This window comes from Pseudomonas sp. S2_C11 (assembly GCF_054668395.1).
Genome location: NZ_CP162765.1, coordinates 3,711,456 through 3,733,822, shown reverse-complemented (window position 1 = coordinate 3,733,822; position 22,367 = coordinate 3,711,456). Strand labels below are relative to the sequence as shown.

The following is a 22,367-nucleotide window of genomic DNA, read 5'->3' as shown; positions in this document are numbered from 1 at the left end:
CACCGTGAGCTGCGTCGCGATCATCCCCGCCCGTGGTGGCAGCAAGCGCATTCCGCGCAAGAATCTCAAACCGTTCGACGGCGTACCGATGATCGTCCGCTCGATTCGCACGGCGCTGGAGTCAGGGCTGTTCGAGAGCGTTGTGGTCAGCACCGACGATGACGAAATCGCCGACGTCGCACGAGCACATGACGCTGAAGTGCCGTTCATGCGACCGGCCGATCTGGCCGATGATTTCACCGGTACCGCTGCGGTGATCGTGCATGCCTTGCAGCAATTGCCGACGTTCGATTACGCCTGCTGCGTGTACGCGACCGCGCCGTTGTTGCAGGCGCGTTATCTGCGTCAGGGTCTGGATTTGCTCAAGCAGCATCCGCACAAGTCATTTGCCTTTTCGGTGTGCGGTTTCGGTTTCCCGGTGCAGCGCGCACTGACCCTCGACGAGGAGGGCGCTTTGATGTCCATGTACCCCGAATTTCGTACCACCCGTTCGCAGGATCTGCCCGAAGCGTTTCAGGATGCCGGGCAATTTTACTGGGGGCGCAGCGAAGCGTGGCTGCGTGGCGAGACGCTGTTCTCGCCAGCGAGCCTGCCGGTGATCCTGCCGCGTCATTTGGTCCAGGACATCGACACGCCCGAAGACTGGCAACGCGCCGAATATCTGTACGCCGCACTCAGAGCCGGCGGAGAACTGCAATGAGAGTGCTGATCCGCGCCGACGCCTCGCCAACCATCGGCAGCGGCCACATTGCCCGCTGCCTGACCCTGGCGCGGATGCTGCGCGGGCAGGGCAGTCATGTTGCGTTTGCCTGTCGGCGTTTGCCGGGGCATCGACTCGAAGCCTTGAATGCCGAAGGCTTCGAGACCTTTGCACTGCCCGAGCGCTATCGAGACGAAGACCCGCTGCAGGCCATCGAATCGATGTTGCCGTGGCAGTTCGATATTGATGCACTGGGCCTGCTGCTGGATGGACAGGCACCGTTCGACTGGATCATCGTCGACCATTACGGCCTCGATCATCACTGGCAAACCGCTGCCCGGCGCTGGGCGCATCGAATCGCCGCCGTGGATGATCTGGCCACGCGGCGTTACAGCGTCGATCTGCTGCTCAATCAGAACCTCTCGGGCTTGAGTGAAAACTACGCGGCGCTGCTGCCGCCAGGCTGTCGCACCTTGCTCGGCCCGCGCTACGCCATGCTGCGCGAAGAATTCAACTGCGATGCCATCGAGATCAAACCGAAGGCCCGGCGCGTGCTGGTGAATTTCGGCGGTTTCGACGCGGCGAGGCAGACTCATCATGCGATGCTGGCGCTGGCTGATTTCACTGAGTTGCAGGTGGACTTCGTCGCTGGCGCCGACAACCCGGCGTGGACGCAGATGCAAGCGTTGGCCGAGACGCGACCGAACTGGCGCCTGCACAGTTTCGTCAGCGATTTCCATCAGCGCATGACTGAGGCCGATCTGTTTATCGGCGCCGGCGGTGGCACCAGTTGGGAGCGCGCGGCGTTGGGTTTGCCGACGATCTGCATCGCCGTGGCGAACAATCAGCAGGCCAACGGCGAAGTCATGGCCGCTGCCGGTGCGCATGTGTTCATGGGTGCTCGGGAACAGGTCAGCGTCGAGCAGTTGCGTGATGCGGTCGGCTTCGTCGTGAACAATCATTTTTTGCGCCGCAGCCTCGCCGAGCGTTCGCGGCAACTGGTCGACGGGCGCGGTGCCGAGCGTGTGGCGGCGGCGCTGGCCGGTGCGGTGCTGAAACTGCGCCCGGCGACCCAGGACGATGCGCAGTTGCTGTTCGATGGACGCAATGCCGAAGCAGTGCGGCGCTGGTCGCTGGAAACCGGCGTTATCGATTGGGCGCAGCATCTGCACTGGCTGACGGCGAGTCTGCGCAATCCGCAGCGACTGCTACTGATTGCCGAGGCGGACGACGGCCCGGTCGGGGTGCTGCGTTACGACTTGCGCGGGTTTGAAGCCGAAGTCTCGATTTATCTGCTGGAGGGGCGTTTCGGCCTCGGTTGGGGCAGGGCAGTGCTCAGCCGTGGCGAAGCGTTTGTCGCTGCGCACTGGCCGCAATTGACGCGCATTACTGCGCGGGTCATGCCGGCCAATCAGTCCTCATTGAAAGTCTTCCGCGACGCCGGATTCATCCAGGAAACCTGTGCGTTCAGCCGTGTTTTGAAGGATCACCCGCATGTCTAGTTTCAAGATTGGCCACCACACCATCGGTGCCGATGCGCCGCCGTTCATCATTGCCGAGATGAGCGGCAACCATAACCAGTCTCTCGACGTCGCTTTGCAAATCGTCGAGGCGGCAGCCAAGGCCGGGGCGCATGCCTTGAAGCTGCAAACCTACACCGCCGAAACCATGACCCTGGATTTGGCTGAAGGCGAATTCTTCATCAAGGATCCGGGCAGTCTGTGGGCCGGCACGTCGCTCTACGATCTCTACGAAAAAGCCCACACACCGTGGGAGTGGCACGCGCCGATTTTTGCTCGGGCCAAAGAGTTGGGAATGCTCGCGTTCTCGACGCCGTTCGATGACAGCGCGGTGGATTTTCTCGAAAGCCTTGAAGTGCCGGCGTACAAGATTGCCAGTTTTGAAAACACCGATCTGCCGTTGATCCGTCGAGTGGCAGCGACCGGCAAACCACTGATCATCTCCACCGGCATGGCCAGCATCGCCGAACTGGATGAAACCGTGCGTGCCGCCCGCGAGGCCGGCTGCAAGGATCTGGTGTTGCTCAAGTGCACCAGCACCTATCCGGCCACGCCACTCAACAGCAACGTGCGCACGATCCCGCATCTGCGCGAGCTGTTTGGTTGCGAGGTGGGGCTGTCAGATCATTCGATGGGCGTTGGCGTGTCGGTGGCGGCGGTGGCGCTGGGCGCGACGGTGGTGGAGAAACACTTCACCCTTGATCGTTCGGCCGGTGGCGTGGACGCGAGTTTTTCCCTTGAGCCTGCGGAGCTGGCCAGTCTGGTCGTCGAAACCGAACGTGCCTGGCAGGCCATGGGGCGTGTTCAGTATGGTCCGACCGAGGCCGAGCGCAAGTCGCTGGTCTATCGCCGCTCGCTGTATGTCACCGCTGACATGGCCGCCGGTGAAGCCTTTACCGGCGACAATCTGCGTGCCATTCGTCCCGGCCTCGGCCTGCCGCCCAAGCACACCGATGCCGTCCTCGGACGCCGTGCGCGCACCGCGATCAAGCGCGGTACGCCGCTGGACTGGTCGCTGGTCGAATAGGCCAATCTGCCATCGATTCGGCAAAATAGCGTGACCTGCGAGTCATAACGCGCATCTTCACTGTATTGTATTGACCGGGGAGATGGCGCCTGGCCCGTTTTGCGGTTCCAGTGATAGCCCTTTGCGCTTCCCGTGGCTGCCCATTGTGGCGGCCGTTTTCTGTTTGTCGGCGCCCCTCGAATGCTTGCGAGCGGTGGTTTTGGGCTGTTTTTTATTGGGAAGCCGTAATGATTGGCATAAAAAGCATTGCGAGCTACGTTCCTGTAGCCGGCGTGGACAATTACGCACAAGGTGCAAAATTCGAGAAGGATGAAGAATTCATCCTGGGCAAGATCGGTTCGGCGTTCCTGCCGCGCAAAGACGCTGAGCAGGAAACTTCTGACCTGTGCGTGGAAGCGGCCAATGCGCTGTTTGCCAGCAATCCTGAACTCAAGCGTGAATCGATCGACGCGTTGATTGTCGTCACCCAGAACGGTGATGAAGAAGGCCTGCCGCACACAGCGGCAATCGTCCAGGACAAGCTCGGCCTGCCGACCAATGTCGCAGCGTTCGATATCTCGTTGGGCTGCTCCGGTTATGTATACGGCATCTACGCGATCAAGGGCTTCATGGAAGCCGCCGGCCTGAAGAATGGCCTGCTGATCACCGCTGACCCGTACTCGAAAATCGTTGACCCGGAAGACCGCAACACCACCATGTTGTTTGGCGATGCCGCCACCGCCACCTGGATGGGCGAAAACCCGACCTGGGCGCTGGGCAAGGCCAAGTTCGGCACCGACGGTTCCGGCGCACCGCACCTGAAAGTCAGCAACGGCGTGTTCTTCATGAATGGTCGTCAGGTGTTCAACTTCGCTCTGCTGAAAGTGCCGGCGCACTTGCACGAGTTGCTCGACGATTCCAATCTCAAGGCCGATGACATCGACGCATTCTGCATTCACCAGGGCAGCGCGGCGATTGTCGACGCCGTGGCGCGACGCTTTGAAGGCGAACCGGAGAAGTTCATCAAGGACATGGTCGAAACCGGCAACACCGTGTCGTCGAGCATTCCGCTACTGCTGGAAAAACACGTGCTCGATTCCGACTGGCAGCGCGTTGCGCTGAGCGGTTTTGGTGTCGGTCTGTCGTGGGGCTCGGCGATCATCTATCGTCCGTAAGCCGCAGCAAAAACCTCTGATACAAAAATAGCGTTCAAGGTTAACCTTGAACGCTATTTTTTTGCCCGAGAAGGAGCGCGAGGCGCCATGAGCGAGTTTTTCCAAGCCAATGCCGAGGTGTTGCAACGGCGCTGGCCGGCGCTGTTTGAGCGATTGATGGCTGAAGACAGCGCGTCCGTGCAGGCCGAACTCGTGCAAGGACTGGGCTCGACGCTGAGCGTCGATGGCATTCAGCTCACCAGTCGCCATGATCGACTGCATGAGGCGCAGATCCAGGCGGCGAGCCTGCCGGAAAAACCGCATGTTCACGTCTATGGCACTGGCCTCGGCGATTTGCCCGGTGTGCTGCTTGAGCGCGCAGGGCTGGAGCGTCTGTACGTGCACATTCTCAACGGCGCGCTGTTCGCGCTGGTACTGCAACTGCTCGATCAGCGCCAGTGGCTGCAGGATCCCCGGGTCGAACTGTTTTACGCGGGTGATCACCCGGACTTTTTCACCCCGTTCTTTGCCCTGCCGGCCGAGATGTTATTGGCCGATGACTTCAACGCGAAGATCCGCGACCGGCTGATCAATGAAGTACACCTGACATTCAACAACCGCGATTTCGATCCGCGGTCACCGGAAATCCAGCAGCGCTTGCAGGAATGTCTGCCGGTGTTGCTTGGCGATGTTGATGTGGCGCAGTTGTTCGGTAGCTGCGCCGGGCGCGAAGTCTACGTGATCGCCACCGGGCCGACACTGGAGCAGCATTTCGAACGTCTGGCGGCGATCCGTCAGCTTGCTGAGCGGCCGTTGTTCATCTGCGTTGATACGGCCTATCGGCCATTGCGTGAGCACGGCATCGAGCCTGATCTGGTGGTGAGCATCGATCAGCGCATCGGCTTTCGGCATCTGCCGTGCGAGGCGTCCGAGAACATTGCGCTGGTGTACTTGCCGATGAGCGATCCGCATGTATTGAAGGCATGGAAGGGCAAGCGTTATGGCGGCTATTCGGCCAGCCCGATCTACAGCGACCTGCGAGAACAGTATCCACGTGGTGAGCTGCACGTGGGCGGTAGCGTGATCCATCCGGCGGTGGATCTCGCGGTAAAAATGGGCGCGAGCCGAATCACTCTGTTTGGCGCCGACTTCGCCTTCCCGATGAACAAGACCCACGCCGGTTGGGACGACGGCGATTTAGGCCCGCCGCTGGCCCAGGCGCGGCACTGGGTGCGCGATGGTCATGGTCAGCGCGTCAGCACTCAGCTGAATTTTCGCGGCTATCTATGTGTGCTTGAGCGTTATATCGCTGCGCATCCGCAGGTCGAGTTTCTCAACAGCAGCCGCGCCGGTGCATCGATTGCCGGGACCGCTTTCAATCCGGAGTTCGTGCAATGAGTGCGCTGAACCAGAGTCAGCATCAGTGCCGCCAGTGCGCGGCTTTGTTTCGCTTGGGGCGTGATGTCGAGGCGGCGTTGACCATGGTCGATGTGTTCGAACAGGCCCATCAATCTCTGTCGTCTGCCTCAGTGGATATCCAGCAGGCGTGGGCACAGGTGCTCATGCAAATGCTCGATTGCCAGGAGCGCCAGGACTGGTTGGGACTGGCCGACTATATGGAATACGAACTGGTTGAATTGCTGGAAAGTGCCAGGCGCTGAACCGCTGCGCAGCGCTGGCCCGCGGCTTTGCGTTACAGGCGGTTTTATGACGTCATTTTTTCGCGCTGGATGTGCTGCTAAGTCTTTGTTTTCTCGGGGGTGGCGTGGTGATGGCAAAATTTTTTCAAAAAGCCCTCAAGCAACCTGCAAACCCGACGATAACTATTACGAAGGTTCTCTAGGCCATACCCGGCGGTTGCCAGGGCCGGAAGCCGCAGTACCCAACCAACGAGGAATTCGTCATGGCTTTAACAGTAAACACCAACACCACATCGTTGAACGTTCAGAAAAACCTGAACCGCGCTTCCGACGCTCTGTCCACCTCGATGCAGCGCCTGTCTTCCGGCCTGAAAATCAACAGCGCCAAAGACGACGCCGCTGGCCTGCAGATCTCCAACCGTATGTCCTCGCAGATCCGCGGTAACACCCAGGCCATCCAGAACGCCAACGACGGTATCTCCGTTGCCCAGACCGCTGAAGGCGCTCTGCAAGCTTCGACCGACATCCTGCAGCGTATGCGTGAACTGGCTGTTAAAGCTCGTAACGGTACCAACGGCACCGCTGACCAGACCGCTACCAACGCTGAATTCGCTCAGATGTCTGACGAAATCACCCGTATCTCGGCTGCTACCAACCTGAACGGCAAAAACCTGCTGGACGGTTCGGCTGGTACTGTGACCCTGCAAGTTGGCGCAAACACCGGTTCGGCTAACCACATCGACCTGGTACTGAGCTCCAAGTTCGACGCCGTCAGCCTGTCGGTAGGTAGCGGTACTGTAGTTCTGACCGGTACTTCGGGTACTGGTGCTGGTTCTGCTTCGCAGAACATCGACAACGCGATCACTGCAATCGACGCCGCTATCGCTGCAATCGGTGCAACCCGTGCCAGCCTGGGTGCTTCGCAAAACCGTCTGACCAGCACCATCTCCAACCTGCAGAACATCACTGAAAACACCACCGCTGCTCAGGGTCGTGTACAGGACACCGACTTCGCCGCAGAAACTGCTAACCTGACCAAGCAGCAGACTCTGCAGCAAGCTTCGACCTCCGTACTGGCTCAAGCCAACCAACTGCCTTCCGCTGTACTGAAGCTGCTTCAGTAATCCGGAACAAGTTTAGGCGGGGGAGTGCGCTTGTCGTGCTCTCTCGCTTTTTTACGTTAAGAGGTGATGGGCATGGACATGAGCGTAAAGCTTAACGTGTCTTATCCGGCTCCCAAGCCAGTGACACCGGTTGCTGACAAACCGTCAGAGCTGCCTAAAGTCCAAAAGACTGAAGCACCGGTCGCTGCCAAGGATCAGGATTCGGACGGCGCCAAGTTGAAGCTGGCGGTGCAAGAGATCGAAAAGTTCGTCCAGTCGATCAAGCGTAATCTGGAGTTCTCGATTGACGAGCATTCCGGCAAGGTCATCGTCAAGGTGATCGCGAGCGAGACGGGTGAAGTCGTTCGACAGATTCCTTCCGCCGAAGCCCTCAAACTGGCCGACAGCCTCGCCAATGCAAGTCATGTATTGTTCGACGCCAAGGTCTGATAAATGGCATGAATAGTGTTTGTTCGTTCTCAGGACGCGTGTAACGGTCAAAAGAATGGCAGCAATCTGAAGGGAGATGCACATGGCAAGTCCAATTCTACCGGGTTCCGGACTGGGTTCCGGCCTGGACATCGGCGCGATCGTGACCGCGCTGGTCAACGCCGACAAGTCTGCCAAGCAGACGCAGATCGATACCGCGACCAAAAGCAACAGCCTGAAGATTTCCGGCGTTGGTTCGCTGAAAAGTGCATTGGCGGCCTATCAGAAAGCGATGGGTGATCTGAACAAGGCAACAAGCCCGGCGTTTGCCGGTTTTACTGCAACCTCGGATGCGCCAACTGTCGTCGGTGCCACTTCGGATAAAACCGCCGTGCCGGGTACTTACAGCGTAGTCGTGAAAAACCTGGCCACCGGCTCGAAAGTTGCCAGTGCCGCCTTTGCCGGCGGGGCCGCCAGTGCCATTCCGAGTGGTACTCTGAAAATCAGTCAGAATGGCATTGATTACAATGTCGCGATTCCGGCTAATGCTACCTTGCAGTCCACGCGCGATGCGATCAACACCGCGCAGTCCAGCAATGGCATTTCCGCGAACATCGTGACTGACAGTACCGGCGCCTCGCGTCTGGTACTGAGCTCCAACAAGACGGGCGCCGGCATGGACCTGCAGGTCAGCGGTATCGCCGGTCTCGAGATCGATGGCACCCAGAAGATGGGTGACAGTCCTGCGGCAGGGGCATCCGGTGCGGTCGGTGATGTGGCCAAGGACGCGAGCCTGACCATCGACGGACTGGCCGTTACCAGCAAGACCAACACCGTTACCGGTGCGATCAGCGGCATGACGCTGAATCTGGTCACTGCGAGTCCCGTCGTGGGCGGCGTGCCAACGCCGGCTACTGTATCGGTTGCGACCAATACCGCCGGCATCCAGACATCGCTGCAATCGTTCATCGATTCCTATAACACCCTGAAGAAAACCATCGACACCTTGTCCAAGGCAACGCCGGATGCCGATGGCAATCTGACCGTTTCGGCGGCGTTCACTGGTGACGCTCTGCCGCGTTCGTTGATGGCGGACGTGCGCGCTCAGTTGACAGATCCAGGGGCGGGCGGAGCAGGCCAATTGTCCGTGCTTTCACAGATGGGTGTGTTGACTGACAGTAAAACCGGTTTGCTGACGCTCGATACTGCAGTGTTCAACAAGCGTATGGAAATCCCAGGCATGGCTGGCCAGGTTCAGCAGCTCTTCAGCGGCACCGATGCCAAGAATGGTCTGTTGGCGCGTATGACTGCGGCGGTTGATCCGTACGTCAAGACCGGTGGGCTGCTGGATCAGCGCAGCTCCAACCTGGCGAGTCTGACGAGCGGCTTGCAGAAGCAGCAGGCGGCGCTGGATCTGCGGGTTGCCAACCTGACGTCGACATTGACGGCCAAGTACAACGCCATGGACTTGCTGGTAGGGCAGATGAAGGCAACGGCGAGCAACATCACGTCGTTCTTCAGCTCGCTGAACGCTCAGCAGTCCGCGAAGTAACAGTCAGTAACGACAAAAACCCGGCTACGCTTTATCGGCGTGCGCCGGGTTTTTGTCTTTTGATCTAAAGTTTTCGGGCCGGTTGGCGATACACTGGTTATACGAGTCAACGTGGCAATGAGGTAGAACATGAACCCGATGTTAGCCCTTCGGCAGTACCAGAAAGTCGGCGCCCATGCGCAGACGTCCGAAGCGAGCCCGCACCGCCTGGTGCAAATGTTGATGGAAGGTGGCCTGGCCCGGATTGCGCAGGCCAAGGGCGCCATTGAGCGCAAGGATATTCCCGGCAAGTGCACGGCGATCAGCAAGGCCATCGGCATTGTCAGTGGCCTGCGTGAAGGTCTCGACCTTGAAAACAATGCAGAGGCACTGGCCGATCTGGATGGCCTGTACATCTACATGATGAAGCGCCTCGCCGAGGCGAACATCAGCAGCGATCCCCGTGTACTCGACGAAGTCGCCGGCCTGCTGACCACGGTCAAAGAAGGTTGGGACGCCATCGCGCCCGTGCCGGCTCCGCAGTTCTGAAGGAGATCACCATGAGTCTTGTATTGCAGCGAATTGCCGATACCCGTGAAGCGTTGGTCGGAGCATTGGCCGAGCGAAACTGGGAAGCCATTGGCGAGCTGGATCTGGCTTGCCGTTCCTGCATGGAAGACGTCATGGCGGAAGCTTCGCTGGACGAAGTTGCGTTACGCGATAACCTTGAAGAGCTGCTATTCGTCTACAAAGAGCTTCTCGAGGTGGCAATGGGCGAGCGGCAGGCGATAGCCAACGAGATGTCGCAGATCACCCAAGCGCAAAAGGCTGCAAAGGTTTACCATCTGTTTGGTTGATTAACCGTCAGTTGAACCAGAGATGTGCGCCATAAATTTGACTGTGCACGGTTTTTTGACTTAACTAGTGGCTATTATCAGGTTTAGGGCGTCTACAGGCACAAGGTGTCCTGCAAGCGTCTCGCTTGCCCCATTTTTCGGGCATTGAGTTGACTAGGGAAGTTGCTATTGCATGTGGCGTGAAACCAAAATTCTGCTGATCGATGACGATAGCGTCCGCCGCCGCGACCTGGCGGTGATTCTAAATTTTCTTGGCGAAGAAAATTTACCCTGCGGCAGCCATGACTGGCAGCAGGCAGTCGGCTCTTTGTCGTCTAGTCGTGAAGTCATTTGCGTACTGATCGGGACCGTTAATGCTCCTGGCGCGCTTTTGGGCTTGCTAAAGACACTCGCAACCTGGGATGAGTTCCTTCCGGTTTTGTTAATGGGCGATAATTCTTCCGTTGACCTGCCTGAAGACCAGCGTCGCCGCGTGCTGTCGACCCTGGAAATGCCGCCCAGCTACAGCAAATTGCTCGATTCGCTGCATCGCGCCCAGGTCTATCGCGAAATGTACGACCAGGCCCGCGAACGCGGCCGTCATCGCGAACCCAATCTTTTCCGCAGTCTTGTCGGCACCAGCCGTGCGATTCAGCACGTCCGGCAGATGATGCAGCAAGTGGCCGACACCGACGCCAGCGTGCTGATCCTCGGCGAGTCCGGCACCGGCAAGGAAGTGGTCGCGCGCAACCTGCACTATCACTCCAAACGCCGCGACGCGCCATTCGTACCAGTCAACTGCGGCGCTATTCCGGCGGAACTGCTGGAAAGCGAACTGTTCGGCCACGAGAAGGGCGCCTTCACTGGCGCGATCACCAGCCGTGCCGGGCGCTTTGAGCTGGCCAATGGCGGCACGCTGTTTCTCGACGAAATCGGCGACATGCCGCTGCCAATGCAGGTCAAGCTGCTGCGCGTATTGCAAGAGCGCACCTTCGAACGCGTGGGCAGCAACAAGACCCAGAGCGTCGACGTGCGCATCATTGCCGCAACGCACAAGAATCTCGAAAGCATGATCGAGATCGGCTCGTTCCGCGAAGACCTCTACTATCGCCTGAACGTGTTCCCGATCGAAATGGCGCCACTGCGTGAGCGCGTCGAAGACATCCCGCTGCTGATGAACGAACTGATCTCGCGCATGGAGCACGAGAAGCGCGGTTCGATCCGTTTCAACTCGGCGGCGATCATGTCGCTGTGCCGTCACGGCTGGCCGGGCAACGTCCGCGAACTCGCCAACCTGGTCGAGCGCATGGCGATCATGCATCCGTACGGGGTGATCGGCGTGGTCGAGTTGCCGAAGAAATTCCGCTACGTCGACGACGAAGACGAGCAGATGGTCGACAGCCTGCGCAGCGATCTGGAAGAACGCGTGGCCATCAACGGCCATACGCCGGACTTCAGCGCCAATGCACTGCTGCCGCCGGAAGGTCTCGACCTCAAGGACTACCTCGGGGGCCTGGAGCAGGGCCTGATTCAGCAAGCGCTGGACGATGCCAATGGCATTGTCGCCCGTGCCGCTGAGCGTCTGCGTATTCGTCGCACCACCCTGGTCGAGAAGATGCGCAAGTACGGCATGAGCCGTGCTGGAGGAGATGAACAGGCGGATGATTGACGCCTGTTTTTCAAGCGCTTCATTTATAAGCGGTTTTTTTTAGGCACGGGTATTGCTATAGCCCTCGCAACGTTCCGTTTCACTGACGGTCAGCCAAGCGAGAGAGCCCAATGCCCCAAGCCGCCCAGATCTCTTCTGCCTCCAATATCGTGGGGCAACCCTCGTCCGTAGAGCAGGCAAGTCGTCAGGGACTTGAGCAGGCCTTTCAGCTGTTCAACCAGATGTCGAGCCAGCTGACCGACTCCTACAGCCTGCTCGAAGCGCGGGTCACCGAGCTCAAGGGTGAGCTGGCCGTGGTCAGCGCCCAGCGCATGCAGGAACTGGCGGAAAAAGAACGCCTGGCCAATCGCCTGCAAAACCTCCTCGACCTGTTGCCCGGCGGTGTGATCGTCATCGACGGCCACGGTCTGGTGCGCGAAGCCAATCCGGCCGCGATCGATCTGCTCGGCTCGCCACTCGAGGGCGAACTCTGGCGCCATGTGATTGCACGCTGCTTCGCTCCCCGTGAAGACGACGGTCATGAAATCTCCTTGAAAAACGGTCGACGCCTGTCGATTTCCACCCGCTCGCTGGATGCCGAGCCGGGGCAGTTGGTGCTGCTCAACGACTTGACGGAAACACGTCATCTGCAAGACCAGTTGGCGCGCCACGAACGTTTGTCATCGCTGGGGCGCATGGTTGCCTCGCTGGCCCACCAGATTCGAACACCGCTGTCCGCCGCTTTGCTCTACGCCGGTCATTTGACTGAACAGCAACTGCCAGTGGAAACCCAGCAACGCTTTGCCGGCCGCTTGAAAGAGCGTCTGCACGAACTCGAACATCAAGTGCGCGACATGCTGGTGTTCGCTCGCGGTGAATTGCCGCTGACCGACCGCCTCACGCCCGGTGCCTTGATGCAGTCGCTGCAGGCTGCGGCGCTGACCCATGTGCAGGACCTGCCGATCCGCTGGCAGTGCGACAGCCATGCCGGTGAGTTGCTGTGCAACCGCGACACACTGGTCGGCGCATTACTGAATCTGATTGAAAACGCCATTCAGGCCAGCGCTGGCGAAGCGCGCCTGAAAGTGCATTGCTACACCAGAGGCAACACCCTGCGTCTGTGTGTCAGCGACAGTGGCAGCGGCATTGAGCCGACAGTTTTGGCGCGCCTCGGCGAGCCTTTTTTTACTACCAAGGTCACCGGCACCGGCCTCGGCCTGACCGTGGTCAAAGCGGTGGCCCGTGCGCATCAGGGAGAATTGACCCTGCGTTCGCGAGTCGGGCGCGGCACTTGCGCGCAGGTCAGTCTGCCGCTGTTTTCCGCTGCACAAGGAGTTGAATAAACGTCATGGGCATCAAGGTGTTGCTGGTCGAGGATGACCGTTCGTTGCGCGAGGCGCTGGCCGATACGCTGCTGCTCGCCGGCCACGACTATCACGCCGTCGGCAGCGCCGAAGAAGCGCTGACGGCCGTCGCGCAGCAAGCTTTCAGCCTGGTGGTCAGCGACGTCAACATGCCGGGCATGGACGGTCATCAATTGCTTGCGTTGCTGCGCGCACGCCAGCCGCAATTGCCGGTGCTATTGATGACCGCCCACGGCGCCGTCGAGCGTGCGGTCGATGCGATGCGCCAAGGCGCGGCGGATTATCTGGTCAAGCCGTTTGAGCCCAAGGCATTGCTCGATCTGGTGGCGCGACATGCGCTGGGCTGCATTGATGCTGGCGAAGCGGAAGGCCCCGTCGCCGTTGAACCGGCCAGTGCGCAGTTGCTTGAGTTGGCGGCGCGGGTTGCGCGCAGTGATTCGACTGTCCTCATCTCCGGCGAGTCCGGCACCGGTAAAGAAGTGCTGGCGCGCTATATCCACCAGCAATCGCGACGGGCGAGCCAGCCGTTTATTGCGATCAACTGCGCGGCGATCCCCGACAACATGCTCGAAGCAACACTGTTCGGCCATGAGAAGGGCTCGTTCACCGGCGCCATCGCCTCGCAGGCCGGCAAGTTCGAGCAAGCGGACGGCGGCACCATTCTGCTCGACGAAATTTCCGAAATGCCCCTGGCCCTGCAAGCCAAGTTGCTGCGCGTCCTGCAAGAGCGTGAAGTGGAGCGAGTGGGCGCGCGCAAGCCGATCAGTCTGGATATCCGCGTGGTCGCCACGACCAACCGTGATCTGGCCGGCGAAGTGGCGGCGGGGCGTTTTCGCGAAGACCTGTTTTACCGCTTGTCGGTTTTTCCCTTGGCCTGGCGTCCACTTCGCGAGCGCACTGCCGATATCCTGCCGCTGGCGGAAAAATTGTTGGCCAAACACGTCAATAAAATGAAGCACGCAGCAGCGAAGCTGTCCCCCGAAGCTCAAGCTTGTCTGACCGCGTACCCGTGGCCGGGCAACGTGCGGGAGTTGGACAACGCCATTCAGCGCGCGTTGATTCTGCAGCAGGGCGGTTTGATTCAGCCGCAGGATTTTTGCCTGAGCGGTGCGGTGACATTTGCGCTGTTGCCGGTCGCGGCACCAGTGATCCGCGAGGTGGAAATCGAGGCGGATTCTTCCGGCGCGCTGGGCGATGACCTGCGCCGCCGGGAGTTTCAGATGATCATCGACACCCTGCGCGCCGAGCGTGGCCGCCGTAAGGAAGCTGCCGAAAAGCTCGGCATCAGCCCGCGCACCCTGCGCTACAAACTGGCGCAAATGCGCGATGCCGGGATGGATGTCGAAGGTTATCTGTTCGCCACCTGATCGATGCTGCAAAACATTCCAGATGCTTTTCTCAGAAGGGTGCCCACTAGCTGGCACCCTTGTTGCTAATACCTGTGTACCCGCCGAGTGAGTGTCAAAAAATTGCGGGCCGCCCAAGAGAGTAGACCATGAGCCAAGGTATTGAATTTAATCGGTTGATGATGGACATGCAGGCCATGAAAGTGGATGCCATGTCTGCGCGTAAATCGACTGCCGCTGTCCCTGAAATCGCGGGCAGCAGCTTTTCCGACATGCTCGGTCAGGCGATCAATAAAGTCAGCGATACCCAGCAGGCGTCGACTCAACTGGCCAACGCGTTCGAGATCGGCAAGAGCGGTGTCGACCTGACTGACGTCATGATTGCGTCGCAAAAAGCCAGCGTGTCGTTCCAGGCTCTGACCCAGGTGCGCAACAAGCTGGTCCAGGCTTACCAAGACATCATGCAGATGCCGGTTTAAGGGCGAAATAAGTCATGGCAGAAGCAGTCGCTGATAACGTTCCGGCCAAGGCCACCCCGATCGACGGCAAACCGCCGCTGTTCGGCCTGTCCTTTCTGGAAAACCTTTCCCAGATGACCGTGCTGCGTCAGGTCGGCCTGTTGGTTGGTCTGGCAGCGAGCGTGGCGATTGGCTTTGCCGTGGTGCTGTGGTCGCAGCAGCCGGATTACCGTCCACTGTACGGCAGCCTTGCCGGTATGGACGCCAAGCAGGTCATGGAAACCCTGGCCGCCGCTGACATTCCCTACAACGTAGAACCCAATTCCGGCGCCTTGCTGGTCAAGGCCGACGACCTGTCCCGTGCGCGGATGAAACTCGCTGCCGCTGGTGTCACTCCCAGCGACGGCAACATCGGTTTCGAAATCCTCGACAAGGAACAGGGTCTGGGCACCAGCCAGTTCATGGAAGCGACCCGTTATCGTCGCGGCCTCGAAGGCGAACTGGCGCGGACCATCTCCAGCCTGAACAACGTCAAGGGTGCCCGCGTGCATCTGGCCATTCCGAAGAGTTCGGTGTTCGTCCGTGACGAGCGCAAGCCTAGCGCTTCGGTACTGGTCGAGCTGTACAGCGGGCGTTCGCTTGAGCCGGGTCAGGTGGTGGCGATCATCAATTTGGTCGCGACTTCCGTGCCCGAGTTGAGCAAATCGCAGATCACCGTCGTCGATCAGAAGGGCAACCTGCTCTCCGATCAGGCGGAGAACTCGGAAATGACCATGGCCGGCAAGCAGTTCGATTACAGCCGCCGCATGGAAAGCATGCTCACCCAGCGCGTGCACAACATTCTGCAACCGGTACTGGGCAACGATCGCTACAAGGCTGAAGTCTCCGCCGACGTCGATTTCAGTGCCGTCGAATCGACTGCCGAGCAGTTCAACCCGGACCAACCGGCGTTGCGCAGCGAGCAGTCGGTCAATGAACAACGCACCGCCAGCAATGGTCCGCAAGGTGTGCCGGGTGCCCTGAGCAACCAGCCGCCGTCGCCTGCCTCGGCGCCGCAGACCACCGGTGGCACCGCCGCACCGGCCGGAATGATTCAGCCAGGTCAGCCTTTGGTTGATGCCAACGGCCAGCAGATCATGGACCCGGCCACCGGCCAGCCGATGCTCGCACCGTACCCGGCGGACAAGCGTCAACAATCCACCAAGAACTTCGAGCTCGACCGTTCGATCAGCCACACCAAGCAGCAGCAGGGCCGTCTCAATCGCCTGTCGGTGTCGGTGGTGGTCGACGATCAGGTCAAGATCAACCCGGCCAACGGCGAAACCAGCCGTGCGCCGTGGAGCGCCGACGAATTGGCGCGCTTTACCCGTCTGGTGCAGGACGCGGTCGGTTTCGACGCCAGCCGTGGCGACAGCGTCAGTGTGATCAACATGCCGTTCTCCGCCGAGCGCGGCGAAGTGATTGCCGATATTCCGTTCTACTCCCAGCCATGGTTCTGGGACATCGTCAAACAAGTGCTGGGTGTGCTGTTCATCCTCGTACTGGTGTTTGGTGTGCTGCGTCCGGTGCTCAACAACATCACCGGCGGTGGCAAAGGCAAGGAGCTGGCCGGTCTGGGCAGCGACGTGGAACTCGGTGGCATGGGCGGCCTGGACGGCGAACTGGCCAACGACCGCGTGAGCCTCGGTGGTCCGCAGAGCATTCTGTTGCCGAGCCCGAGCGAGGGTTATGACGCACAACTGAATGCAATCAAGAGTCTGGTAGCTGAAGACCCGGGTCGCGTGGCTCAGGTCGTGAAAGAGTGGATTAACGCAGATGAGTGATAACCGAGCCGCCACCGTCAAACTGACCAAGGTCGACAAAGCCGCGATTCTGCTGCTGTCCCTGGGTTCGACCGATGCTGCGCAAGTGTTGCGCCACATGGGGCCCAAAGAGGTTCAGCGCGTCGGCGTGGCCATGGCGCAGATGGGCAACGTCCATCGCGAACAGGTCGAGCAGGTGATGAGCGAGTTCGTCGACATCGTCGGTGATCAGACCAGCCTCGGCGTCGGATCCGACGACTACGTGCGCAAGATGCTCACCCAGGCCCTGGGCGAAGATAAGGCCAACGGCCTGATCGACCGCATCCTGCTCGGTGGCAACACCAGCGGCCTCGACAGCCTGAAATGGATGGAGCCGCGCGCAGTCGCTGACGTCATCCGTTACGAACACCCGCAAATCCAGGCAATCGTGGTCGCGTACCTCGACCCGGATCAGGCCGGTGAAGTGCTCGGCAACTTCGACCACAAAGTGCGTCTGGACATCATCCTGCGCGTCTCGTCGTTGAACACCGTGCAACCGGCCGCCTTGAAAGAACTCAACCAGATTCTCGAGAAACAGTTCTCCGGCAACTCGAACGCCTCGCGCACCACCCTGGGTGGCATCAAGCGTGCGGCCGACATCATGAACTTCCTCGACAGCTCGATCGAAGGCCAGCTCATGGACTCGATCCGCGAAGTCGACGAAGACCTGTCCGGTCAGATCGAAGACCTCATGTTCGTGTTCAACAACCTTGCCGACGTCGACGACCGTGGCATTCAGGCGCTGTTGCGCGAAGTCTCTTCCGATGTGCTGGTGCTGGCCCTCAAGGGCTCGGACGAGGGCGTCAAGGAAAAGATCTTCAAGAACATGTCCAAGCGTGCCGCCGAACTGTTGCGCGACGACCTCGAGGCGAAAGGCCCGGTGCGCGTCAGCGATGTCGAAACCGCGCAGAAGGAAATCCTCACCATTGCCCGTCGTATGGCCGAAGCCGGCGAGATCGTGCTGGGTGGCAAGGGCGGCGAGGAAATGATCTAAGCCCATGGATAAGCCTGACGAGTCTGTGACAGATCTGATCCGCGCCCGCGATGTTCGTGGTTTCGAATCCTGGGCGCTGCCCAGCTTCGACCCGCCGAAACCGGAACCCGAGCCGGAACCCGAGCCCGAACCGCCGGAAATGGAAGAAGTGCCGCTGGAAGAAGTCCAGCCACTGACCCTGGAAGAACTCGAAAGCATCCGTCAGGAGGCTTACAACGAGGGCTTCGCCATCGGCGAAAAAGAAGGTTTTCACAGCACCACGCTGAAGGTGCGTCAGGAAGCCGAAACAGCGCTGGCGGCGAAAATCGCCAGCCTCGAGCTTTTGATGGCCAACCTGTTCGAACCGATCGCCGAGCAAGACACCCAGATTGAAAAGTCGCTGGTCGACCTCGTGCAGCACATCACCAAACAAGTGATCAAGCGCGAACTGGCCATCGACTCGACACAGATCGAACACGTCATGCGCGATGCCCTCAAGCTGTTGCCGCTGGGCGTGGAAAACGTGCGCCTGTACGTTAATCCGCAGGATTTCGCCCAGGTCAAAGCCCTGCGCGAACGCCACGAAGAAACCTGGCGCATCGTCGAGGACGAGTCGCTGTTGCCGGGCGGTTGCCGGGTTGAAACCGAGCACAGCCGCATCGACGCCAGCGTCGAATCGCGGGTGACCCAGGTTATGGCCAAGCTGTTCGACCAATTGCATGAGCAGGCTCTGCATCCGGCAGCGCCTGACTTGAGTCTGGACATTCCCGAAGACACCCCAGTGGCTGTCGACTCTGACGAGCCGCGCGCGGACGCCAGCGATGCGCCTTGAACGCACCAGCTTCGCCAAGCGCCTGAGCACCTACGCCGAGGCCACCGAGATTGCCGGCGCGCCGATCCTTGAAGGTCGGCTGCTGCGCATGGTCGGCCTGACCCTGGAAGCCGAAGGCTTGCGCGCCGCCATGGGCACCCGCTGCATGGTGATCAATGACGACAGCTACCATCCGTCTCAGGTGGAAGCGGAAGTCATGGGTTTTTCCGGCAGCAAAGTCTTTCTGATGCCGGTCGGCAGCGTCGCCGGCATTGCCCCGGGCGCGCGCGTGGTGCCGCTGGCCGATACCGGCCGTTTGCCGATGGGCATGAGCATGCTCGGCCGTGTCCTCGACGGCGCCGGTCGCGCGCTGGACGGCAAGGGCGGCATGAAGGCCGAAGACTGGGTGCCGATGGACGGCCCGACCATCAACCCGCTCAACCGTGATCCGATCAGCGTACCGCTGGATGTCGGCATCCGTTGCATCAACGGTTTGCTGACGGTCGGCCGTGGCCAGCGTCTGGGTCTGTTCGCCGGTACCGGTGTCGGTAAATCGGTGCTGTTGGGCATGATGACCCGCTTCACCGAAGCCGACATCATCGTCGTCGGCCTGATCGGTGAGCGTGGTCGCGAAGTTAAGGAATTCATCGAGCACATCCTCGGTGAAGAAGGCCTCAAACGCTCGGTAGTGGTTGCCTCGCCAGCGGACGATGCACCGCTGATGCGTATGCGCGCGGCGATGTATTGCACGCGCATCGCCGAGTATTTCCGCGACAAGGGCAAGAACGTTCTGCTGCTGATGGACTCGCTGACCCGTTTCGCCCAGGCCCAGCGTGAAATCGCGCTGGCCATCGGCGAACCGCCAGCAACCAAGGGCTATCCGCCCTCGGTGTTCGCCAAACTGCCGAAACTGGTGGAGCGCGCCGGTAATGCGGAGAAGGGCGGCGGTTCGATCACGGCGTTCTACACCGTACTGTCCGAAGGCGATGACCAGCAGGACCCGATTGCCGACTCGGCGCGGGGCGTGCTTGACGGCCACATCGTCCTGTCGCGGCGCCTGGCCGAGGAAGGCCACTATCCGGCGATCGACATCGAAGCCTCGATCAGCCGGGTAATGCCAGCAGTGGTTTCGCCGGATCACATGCAGCGCGCGCAGTATTTCAAACAGCTCTGGTCACGCTATCAGCAGAGCCGTGATTTGATCAGCGTCGGTGCCTATGTGGCCGGTGGCGATCGCGAGACCGATCTGGCGATTTCCCTGCAACCGCAGTTGGTCAGGTATCAGCGCCAGGGCCTCAACGACAAAATCAATCTGGGTGAAAGCCAGGCCTATCTGGAAACCCTGTTCGCCCCTGCGGCGGGCGGGTAACCGGCCATGGCCGTCAGCCGCGCTGCGCGCCTGGCACCGGTGGTGGACATGGCCGAGAAGGCCGAGAAAGCCGCCGTGCAGCGCCTCGCCTACTTTCAGGGCCAGGTCAAAGTTGCCGAAAGCAAACTGGCCGACCTCAATGCCTTTCGTCTGGATTACTCGCAGCAATGGATCGTGCGCGGCAGCACCGGCGTGACCGGGCAATGGCTGCTGGGTTTTCAGGGTTTCCTGGCGCAACTCGATACTGCCGTCGACCAGCAACGGCAGAGCCTGGTCTGGCACCAGAACAAGCTCGACAAGGCTCGTGAAGAGTGGCAGCAGGCGTTTGCCCGCGTCGAGGGTTTGCGCAAACTGGTGCAGCGCTATCGTGATGAGGCGCAACGCCTGGAAGACAAGCGCGAGCAGAAGCTGCTCGATGAACTGTCGCAGCGGTTGCCACGGCGTGATGCCTTTTAAAGATCAAAAGATCGCAGCCTTCGGCAGCTCCTACAGGGGAATGCATTTTCAAATGTAGGCGCTGCCGAAGGCTGCGATCTTTTGATCTGCTTTTCCAGCCTTGCCCCAACCCTATCCAGGTGCTAAACCTTGTACAGGTTCGTCAATGACAAGGAAGCCAGTCAATGTCAGTCGTTACAGAAGTCTCTCCAGACCAGAAAAAGCTCACGATCGCCGTCAAAGGCCGGTTCGATTTCGGTCGCCATCAGGAATTTCGCGAGTCGTATGAACGGCTCCCACACAAACCCGAATCCATCGTGGTCGATCTCAAAGAGGCCACTTACCTCGACAGCTCTGCGCTGGGCATGCTGCTTCTGCTGCGTGATCACGCCGGTGGCGACAATTCGGATATCCGCGTCGTCAACAGCAGCTCCGATGTGAAGAAAATCCTCGCGATTTCCAACTTCGACAAACTCTTCGACATCAGTTGACGCCCATGCAGGCGCAAGAGCCGCTGACTATTCTTATCGCCGAAGACAGTGCCGCCGACCGGCTGCTGCTGTCGACCATTGTCCGCCGTCAAGGTCATCAGGTGCTGACAGCGGCCAATGGTGCGGAGGCGGTCGAATGCTTCCAGCAGCAACAACCCGATCTGGTGTTGATGGACGCGCTGATGCCGGTGATGGACGGCTTCGAAGCGGCGCGGCAGATCAAGGCGCTGGCGGGTGAAGCGTTGGTGCCGATCATCTTCCTCACCTCGCTGACCGAGAGTGAAGCGCTGGCCCGTTGTCTGGAGGCTGGCGGTGACGATTTTCTGGCGAAGCCGTACAACCAAGTGATACTCGCCGCCAAAATCAAGGCGATGGATCGCTTGCGGCGCCTTCAGGCCACGGTCCTGCAGCAGCGCGATCTGATCGCGAAACATCATGACTATCTGCTCAACGAACAACGCGTGGCCAAAGCGGTGTTCGACAAGGTCGCGCATTCCGGGTGCCTGAGTGCGCCGAACATTCGGTACCTGCAATCGCCTTACGCGCTGTTCAATGGCGATCTGCTGCTCGCGGCGTACACGCCGGCCGGTGACATGCACGTCATGCTCGGCGATTTCACCGGGCATGGCTTGCCGGCAGCGGTGGGGGCGATGCCGCTGGCCGAAGTGTTTTATGGGATGACCGCCAAGGGCTATGGCCTGGCCGAAACCCTGCGCGAGATGAACTCCAAGCTCAAGCGCATCCTGCCGGTGGACATGTTCTGCTGTGCCACCTTGCTCAGTCTGAGTTTCCAGAGCCGTTCGGTGGAGGTGTGGAACGGCGGCATGCCCGACGGTTACCTGCACCGCATGGCCAGTGGCGAACGCGTGCCCTTGCCGGCGCGGCATTTGCCCCTGGGGATTCTCAGCGCGCAAGCCTTCGATGACCGTACGGATGTGTATCCGATGGCCGTCGATGATCGAGTGTTTCTGTTATCGGACGGGGTAATCGATACCTGCGATGCCAATGACCAGTTGTTCGGCGTCGAACGCTTGCAGCAGGTGTTTGCGGCGAACCGTGAGCCGGATCGGTTATTCGAGGATATCGAACAGGCGTTGCGCGATTTTCGCGGACAGGCCCGTGATGACGTAAGCATGGTCGAAGTCAGTCTGCTTGAGTCGGCGCAGGCCCACGGCGCCGCGCCGGTGTATTCCGACAGCGGCCAGTCGTGCCCGCTGGACTGGTCGGCCAGTTTCGAGTTTCGCGGCGCCACACTCAGGCGCTTCAATCCATTGCCGTTCCTCTTGCAGTTGCTGCTTGAAGTGCATGGCCTGCGCGCGCAAAGCGGGGCGCTGTACAGCGTGCTCGCCGAGTTGTATTCCAATGGCCTGGAGCATGGCGTGCTCGGGCTGGACTCGAGCCTCAAACGCGATGCGGCAGGTTTCGCCCGCTACTATGAAATGCGCGCGGCGCGGCTGGAGGCGCTGCAAGACGGTTTCGTGCGCGTGCATCTGCAGGTCCAGCCGCAAGGCGAGGGTGGGCGCCTGGTCATTCGCGTCGAGGACAGCGGCAAGGGTTTCGATGTAACGCGGGTCATGGATCGCCCGCTGGATCACGACCGCTTGTCGGGTCGCGGCATCAGCCTGGTCCGGCAACTGGGGCGCAACGCCAGTTGGTCGGACCAGGGTCGTAGTGCCAGCGTGGAGTTTTTCTGGGAGATTGAGGCATAATCC

At 60.1% G+C, this 22,367-nt stretch carries 22 protein-coding genes; all 22 read left to right on the top strand.

Going from position 1 to position 22,367, the window contains the following annotated elements:
- Window positions 1-4 precede the first annotated feature (4 nt).
- The 22 genes from pseF (at window position 5) to AB4N48_RS16785 (ending at window position 22,364) form a co-directional block, all read left to right on the top strand.
- Window positions 5-700, top strand: coding sequence for a pseudaminic acid cytidylyltransferase (pseF, locus tag AB4N48_RS16890; RefSeq protein WP_095180711.1), 696 nt, complete (start codon window positions 5-7; stop codon window positions 698-700).
- On the top strand, window positions 697-2,202 hold the full coding sequence (pseG, locus tag AB4N48_RS16885; protein ID WP_252879646.1) for a UDP-2,4-diacetamido-2,4,6-trideoxy-beta-L-altropyranose hydrolase: 1,506 nt from the start codon (window positions 697-699) through the stop codon (window positions 2,200-2,202). The genes pseF and pseG overlap by 4 nt, the downstream gene beginning before the upstream one ends.
- Window positions 2,195-3,247 (top strand): pseudaminic acid synthase, encoded by a 1,053-nt coding sequence (gene pseI / locus AB4N48_RS16880; RefSeq protein ID WP_460094004.1) that lies wholly within the window; start codon window positions 2,195-2,197, stop codon window positions 3,245-3,247. The genes pseG and pseI overlap by 8 nt, the downstream gene beginning before the upstream one ends.
- 227 nt (window positions 3,248-3,474) lie before the next feature.
- A complete protein-coding gene (locus AB4N48_RS16875) occupies window positions 3,475-4,401 on the top strand; it encodes a ketoacyl-ACP synthase III (RefSeq protein ID WP_016771093.1) in 927 nt (308 codons plus the stop codon).
- Window positions 4,402-4,488: 87 nt separating this feature from the next.
- On the top strand, window positions 4,489-5,778 hold the full coding sequence (locus AB4N48_RS16870; RefSeq protein ID WP_252885562.1) for a motility associated factor glycosyltransferase family protein: 1,290 nt from the start codon (window positions 4,489-4,491) through the stop codon (window positions 5,776-5,778).
- On the top strand, window positions 5,775-6,041 hold the full coding sequence (locus AB4N48_RS16865) for a hypothetical protein (RefSeq protein WP_056783793.1): 267 nt from the start codon (window positions 5,775-5,777) through the stop codon (window positions 6,039-6,041). The genes AB4N48_RS16870 and AB4N48_RS16865 overlap by 4 nt, the downstream gene beginning before the upstream one ends.
- 242 nt (window positions 6,042-6,283) lie before the next feature.
- Window positions 6,284-7,144 carry a flagellin domain-containing protein gene (locus AB4N48_RS16860; RefSeq protein WP_016771090.1) on the top strand — a complete coding sequence of 287 codons (861 nt, stop codon included), beginning with the start codon at window positions 6,284-6,286 and terminating at the stop codon, window positions 7,142-7,144.
- A 72-nt stretch (window positions 7,145-7,216) separates the two neighbouring features.
- Entirely contained in the window at window positions 7,217-7,573 is a 357-nt protein-coding gene (locus AB4N48_RS16855; RefSeq protein ID WP_041479011.1) for a flagellar protein FlaG, read from the top strand.
- A gap of 82 nt (window positions 7,574-7,655) precedes the next feature.
- Entirely contained in the window at window positions 7,656-9,104 is a 1,449-nt protein-coding gene (fliD, locus tag AB4N48_RS16850) for a flagellar filament capping protein FliD (protein WP_041479012.1), read from the top strand.
- A gap of 129 nt (window positions 9,105-9,233) precedes the next feature.
- A complete protein-coding gene (gene fliS, locus AB4N48_RS16845) occupies window positions 9,234-9,632 on the top strand; it encodes a flagellar export chaperone FliS (protein ID WP_041479013.1) in 399 nt (132 codons plus the stop codon).
- 11 nt (window positions 9,633-9,643) lie between these two features.
- Window positions 9,644-9,940, top strand: coding sequence for a hypothetical protein (locus AB4N48_RS16840; RefSeq protein ID WP_016771085.1), 297 nt, complete (start codon window positions 9,644-9,646; stop codon window positions 9,938-9,940).
- Window positions 9,941-10,112: 172 nt separating this feature from the next.
- A complete protein-coding gene (locus AB4N48_RS16835; protein ID WP_041479014.1) occupies window positions 10,113-11,588 on the top strand; it encodes a sigma-54 dependent transcriptional regulator in 1,476 nt (491 codons plus the stop codon).
- A gap of 110 nt (window positions 11,589-11,698) precedes the next feature.
- The gene (locus AB4N48_RS16830; RefSeq protein ID WP_460143618.1) at window positions 11,699-12,910 is read left to right on the top strand and encodes a sensor histidine kinase; all 1,212 of its coding nucleotides are present in this window, start codon (window positions 11,699-11,701) and stop codon (window positions 12,908-12,910) included.
- A 5-nt stretch (window positions 12,911-12,915) separates the two neighbouring features.
- A complete protein-coding gene (locus AB4N48_RS16825) occupies window positions 12,916-14,298 on the top strand; it encodes a sigma-54-dependent transcriptional regulator (RefSeq protein ID WP_460094001.1) in 1,383 nt (460 codons plus the stop codon).
- Between the two features lie 128 nt (window positions 14,299-14,426).
- The gene (gene fliE / locus AB4N48_RS16820; protein ID WP_016771081.1) at window positions 14,427-14,756 is read left to right on the top strand and encodes a flagellar hook-basal body complex protein FliE; all 330 of its coding nucleotides are present in this window, start codon (window positions 14,427-14,429) and stop codon (window positions 14,754-14,756) included.
- Window positions 14,757-14,770: 14 nt separating this feature from the next.
- Window positions 14,771-16,558 carry a flagellar basal-body MS-ring/collar protein FliF gene (gene fliF / locus AB4N48_RS16815; protein WP_041479017.1) on the top strand — a complete coding sequence of 596 codons (1,788 nt, stop codon included), beginning with the start codon at window positions 14,771-14,773 and terminating at the stop codon, window positions 16,556-16,558.
- Window positions 16,551-17,570, top strand: coding sequence for a flagellar motor switch protein FliG (fliG, locus tag AB4N48_RS16810; protein ID WP_016771079.1), 1,020 nt, complete (start codon window positions 16,551-16,553; stop codon window positions 17,568-17,570). Before fliF ends, fliG begins: the two co-directional genes overlap by 8 nt.
- 4 nt (window positions 17,571-17,574) lie before the next feature.
- On the top strand, window positions 17,575-18,381 hold the full coding sequence (fliH, locus tag AB4N48_RS16805) for a flagellar assembly protein FliH (RefSeq protein WP_236167926.1): 807 nt from the start codon (window positions 17,575-17,577) through the stop codon (window positions 18,379-18,381).
- Window positions 18,371-19,729 carry a flagellar protein export ATPase FliI gene (fliI, locus tag AB4N48_RS16800; RefSeq protein WP_016771077.1) on the top strand — a complete coding sequence of 453 codons (1,359 nt, stop codon included), beginning with the start codon at window positions 18,371-18,373 and terminating at the stop codon, window positions 19,727-19,729. Before fliH ends, fliI begins: the two co-directional genes overlap by 11 nt.
- A 6-nt stretch (window positions 19,730-19,735) precedes the next feature.
- Complete coding sequence (gene fliJ, locus AB4N48_RS16795; protein WP_016771076.1) at window positions 19,736-20,185, top strand: flagellar export protein FliJ; 450 nt, start codon at window positions 19,736-19,738, stop codon at window positions 20,183-20,185.
- A 164-nt stretch (window positions 20,186-20,349) separates the two neighbouring features.
- Window positions 20,350-20,655, top strand: coding sequence for an STAS domain-containing protein (locus tag AB4N48_RS16790; RefSeq protein WP_056783805.1), 306 nt, complete (start codon window positions 20,350-20,352; stop codon window positions 20,653-20,655).
- Window positions 20,656-20,660: 5 nt separating this feature from the next.
- Entirely contained in the window at window positions 20,661-22,364 is a 1,704-nt protein-coding gene (locus AB4N48_RS16785) for an ATP-binding SpoIIE family protein phosphatase (protein ID WP_460093999.1), read from the top strand.
- Window positions 22,365-22,367 lie beyond the last annotated feature (3 nt).

Coding starts and splice junctions, on each gene's coding strand:
- pseG (WP_252879646.1), top strand. CDS start 697: ATGAGAGTGCTGATCCGCGCCGACGCCTCGCCAACCATCGGCAGCGGC.
- pseI (WP_460094004.1), top strand. CDS start 2,195: ATGTCTAGTTTCAAGATTGGCCACCACACCATCGGTGCCGATGCGCCG.
- AB4N48_RS16875 (WP_016771093.1), top strand. CDS start 3,475: ATGATTGGCATAAAAAGCATTGCGAGCTACGTTCCTGTAGCCGGCGTG.
- AB4N48_RS16870 (WP_252885562.1), top strand. CDS start 4,489: ATGAGCGAGTTTTTCCAAGCCAATGCCGAGGTGTTGCAACGGCGCTGG.
- AB4N48_RS16865 (WP_056783793.1), top strand. CDS start 5,775: ATGAGTGCGCTGAACCAGAGTCAGCATCAGTGCCGCCAGTGCGCGGCT.
- AB4N48_RS16860 (WP_016771090.1), top strand. CDS start 6,284: ATGGCTTTAACAGTAAACACCAACACCACATCGTTGAACGTTCAGAAA.
- AB4N48_RS16855 (WP_041479011.1), top strand. CDS start 7,217: ATGGACATGAGCGTAAAGCTTAACGTGTCTTATCCGGCTCCCAAGCCA.
- fliD (WP_041479012.1), top strand. CDS start 7,656: ATGGCAAGTCCAATTCTACCGGGTTCCGGACTGGGTTCCGGCCTGGAC.
- fliS (WP_041479013.1), top strand. CDS start 9,234: ATGAACCCGATGTTAGCCCTTCGGCAGTACCAGAAAGTCGGCGCCCAT.
- AB4N48_RS16840 (WP_016771085.1), top strand. CDS start 9,644: ATGAGTCTTGTATTGCAGCGAATTGCCGATACCCGTGAAGCGTTGGTC.
- AB4N48_RS16835 (WP_041479014.1), top strand. CDS start 10,113: ATGTGGCGTGAAACCAAAATTCTGCTGATCGATGACGATAGCGTCCGC.
- AB4N48_RS16830 (WP_460143618.1), top strand. CDS start 11,699: ATGCCCCAAGCCGCCCAGATCTCTTCTGCCTCCAATATCGTGGGGCAA.
- AB4N48_RS16825 (WP_460094001.1), top strand. CDS start 12,916: ATGGGCATCAAGGTGTTGCTGGTCGAGGATGACCGTTCGTTGCGCGAG.
- fliE (WP_016771081.1), top strand. CDS start 14,427: ATGAGCCAAGGTATTGAATTTAATCGGTTGATGATGGACATGCAGGCC.
- fliF (WP_041479017.1), top strand. CDS start 14,771: ATGGCAGAAGCAGTCGCTGATAACGTTCCGGCCAAGGCCACCCCGATC.
- fliG (WP_016771079.1), top strand. CDS start 16,551: ATGAGTGATAACCGAGCCGCCACCGTCAAACTGACCAAGGTCGACAAA.
- fliH (WP_236167926.1), top strand. CDS start 17,575: ATGGATAAGCCTGACGAGTCTGTGACAGATCTGATCCGCGCCCGCGAT.
- fliI (WP_016771077.1), top strand. CDS start 18,371: ATGCGCCTTGAACGCACCAGCTTCGCCAAGCGCCTGAGCACCTACGCC.
- fliJ (WP_016771076.1), top strand. CDS start 19,736: ATGGCCGTCAGCCGCGCTGCGCGCCTGGCACCGGTGGTGGACATGGCC.
- AB4N48_RS16790 (WP_056783805.1), top strand. CDS start 20,350: ATGTCAGTCGTTACAGAAGTCTCTCCAGACCAGAAAAAGCTCACGATC.
- AB4N48_RS16785 (WP_460093999.1), top strand. CDS start 20,661: ATGCAGGCGCAAGAGCCGCTGACTATTCTTATCGCCGAAGACAGTGCC.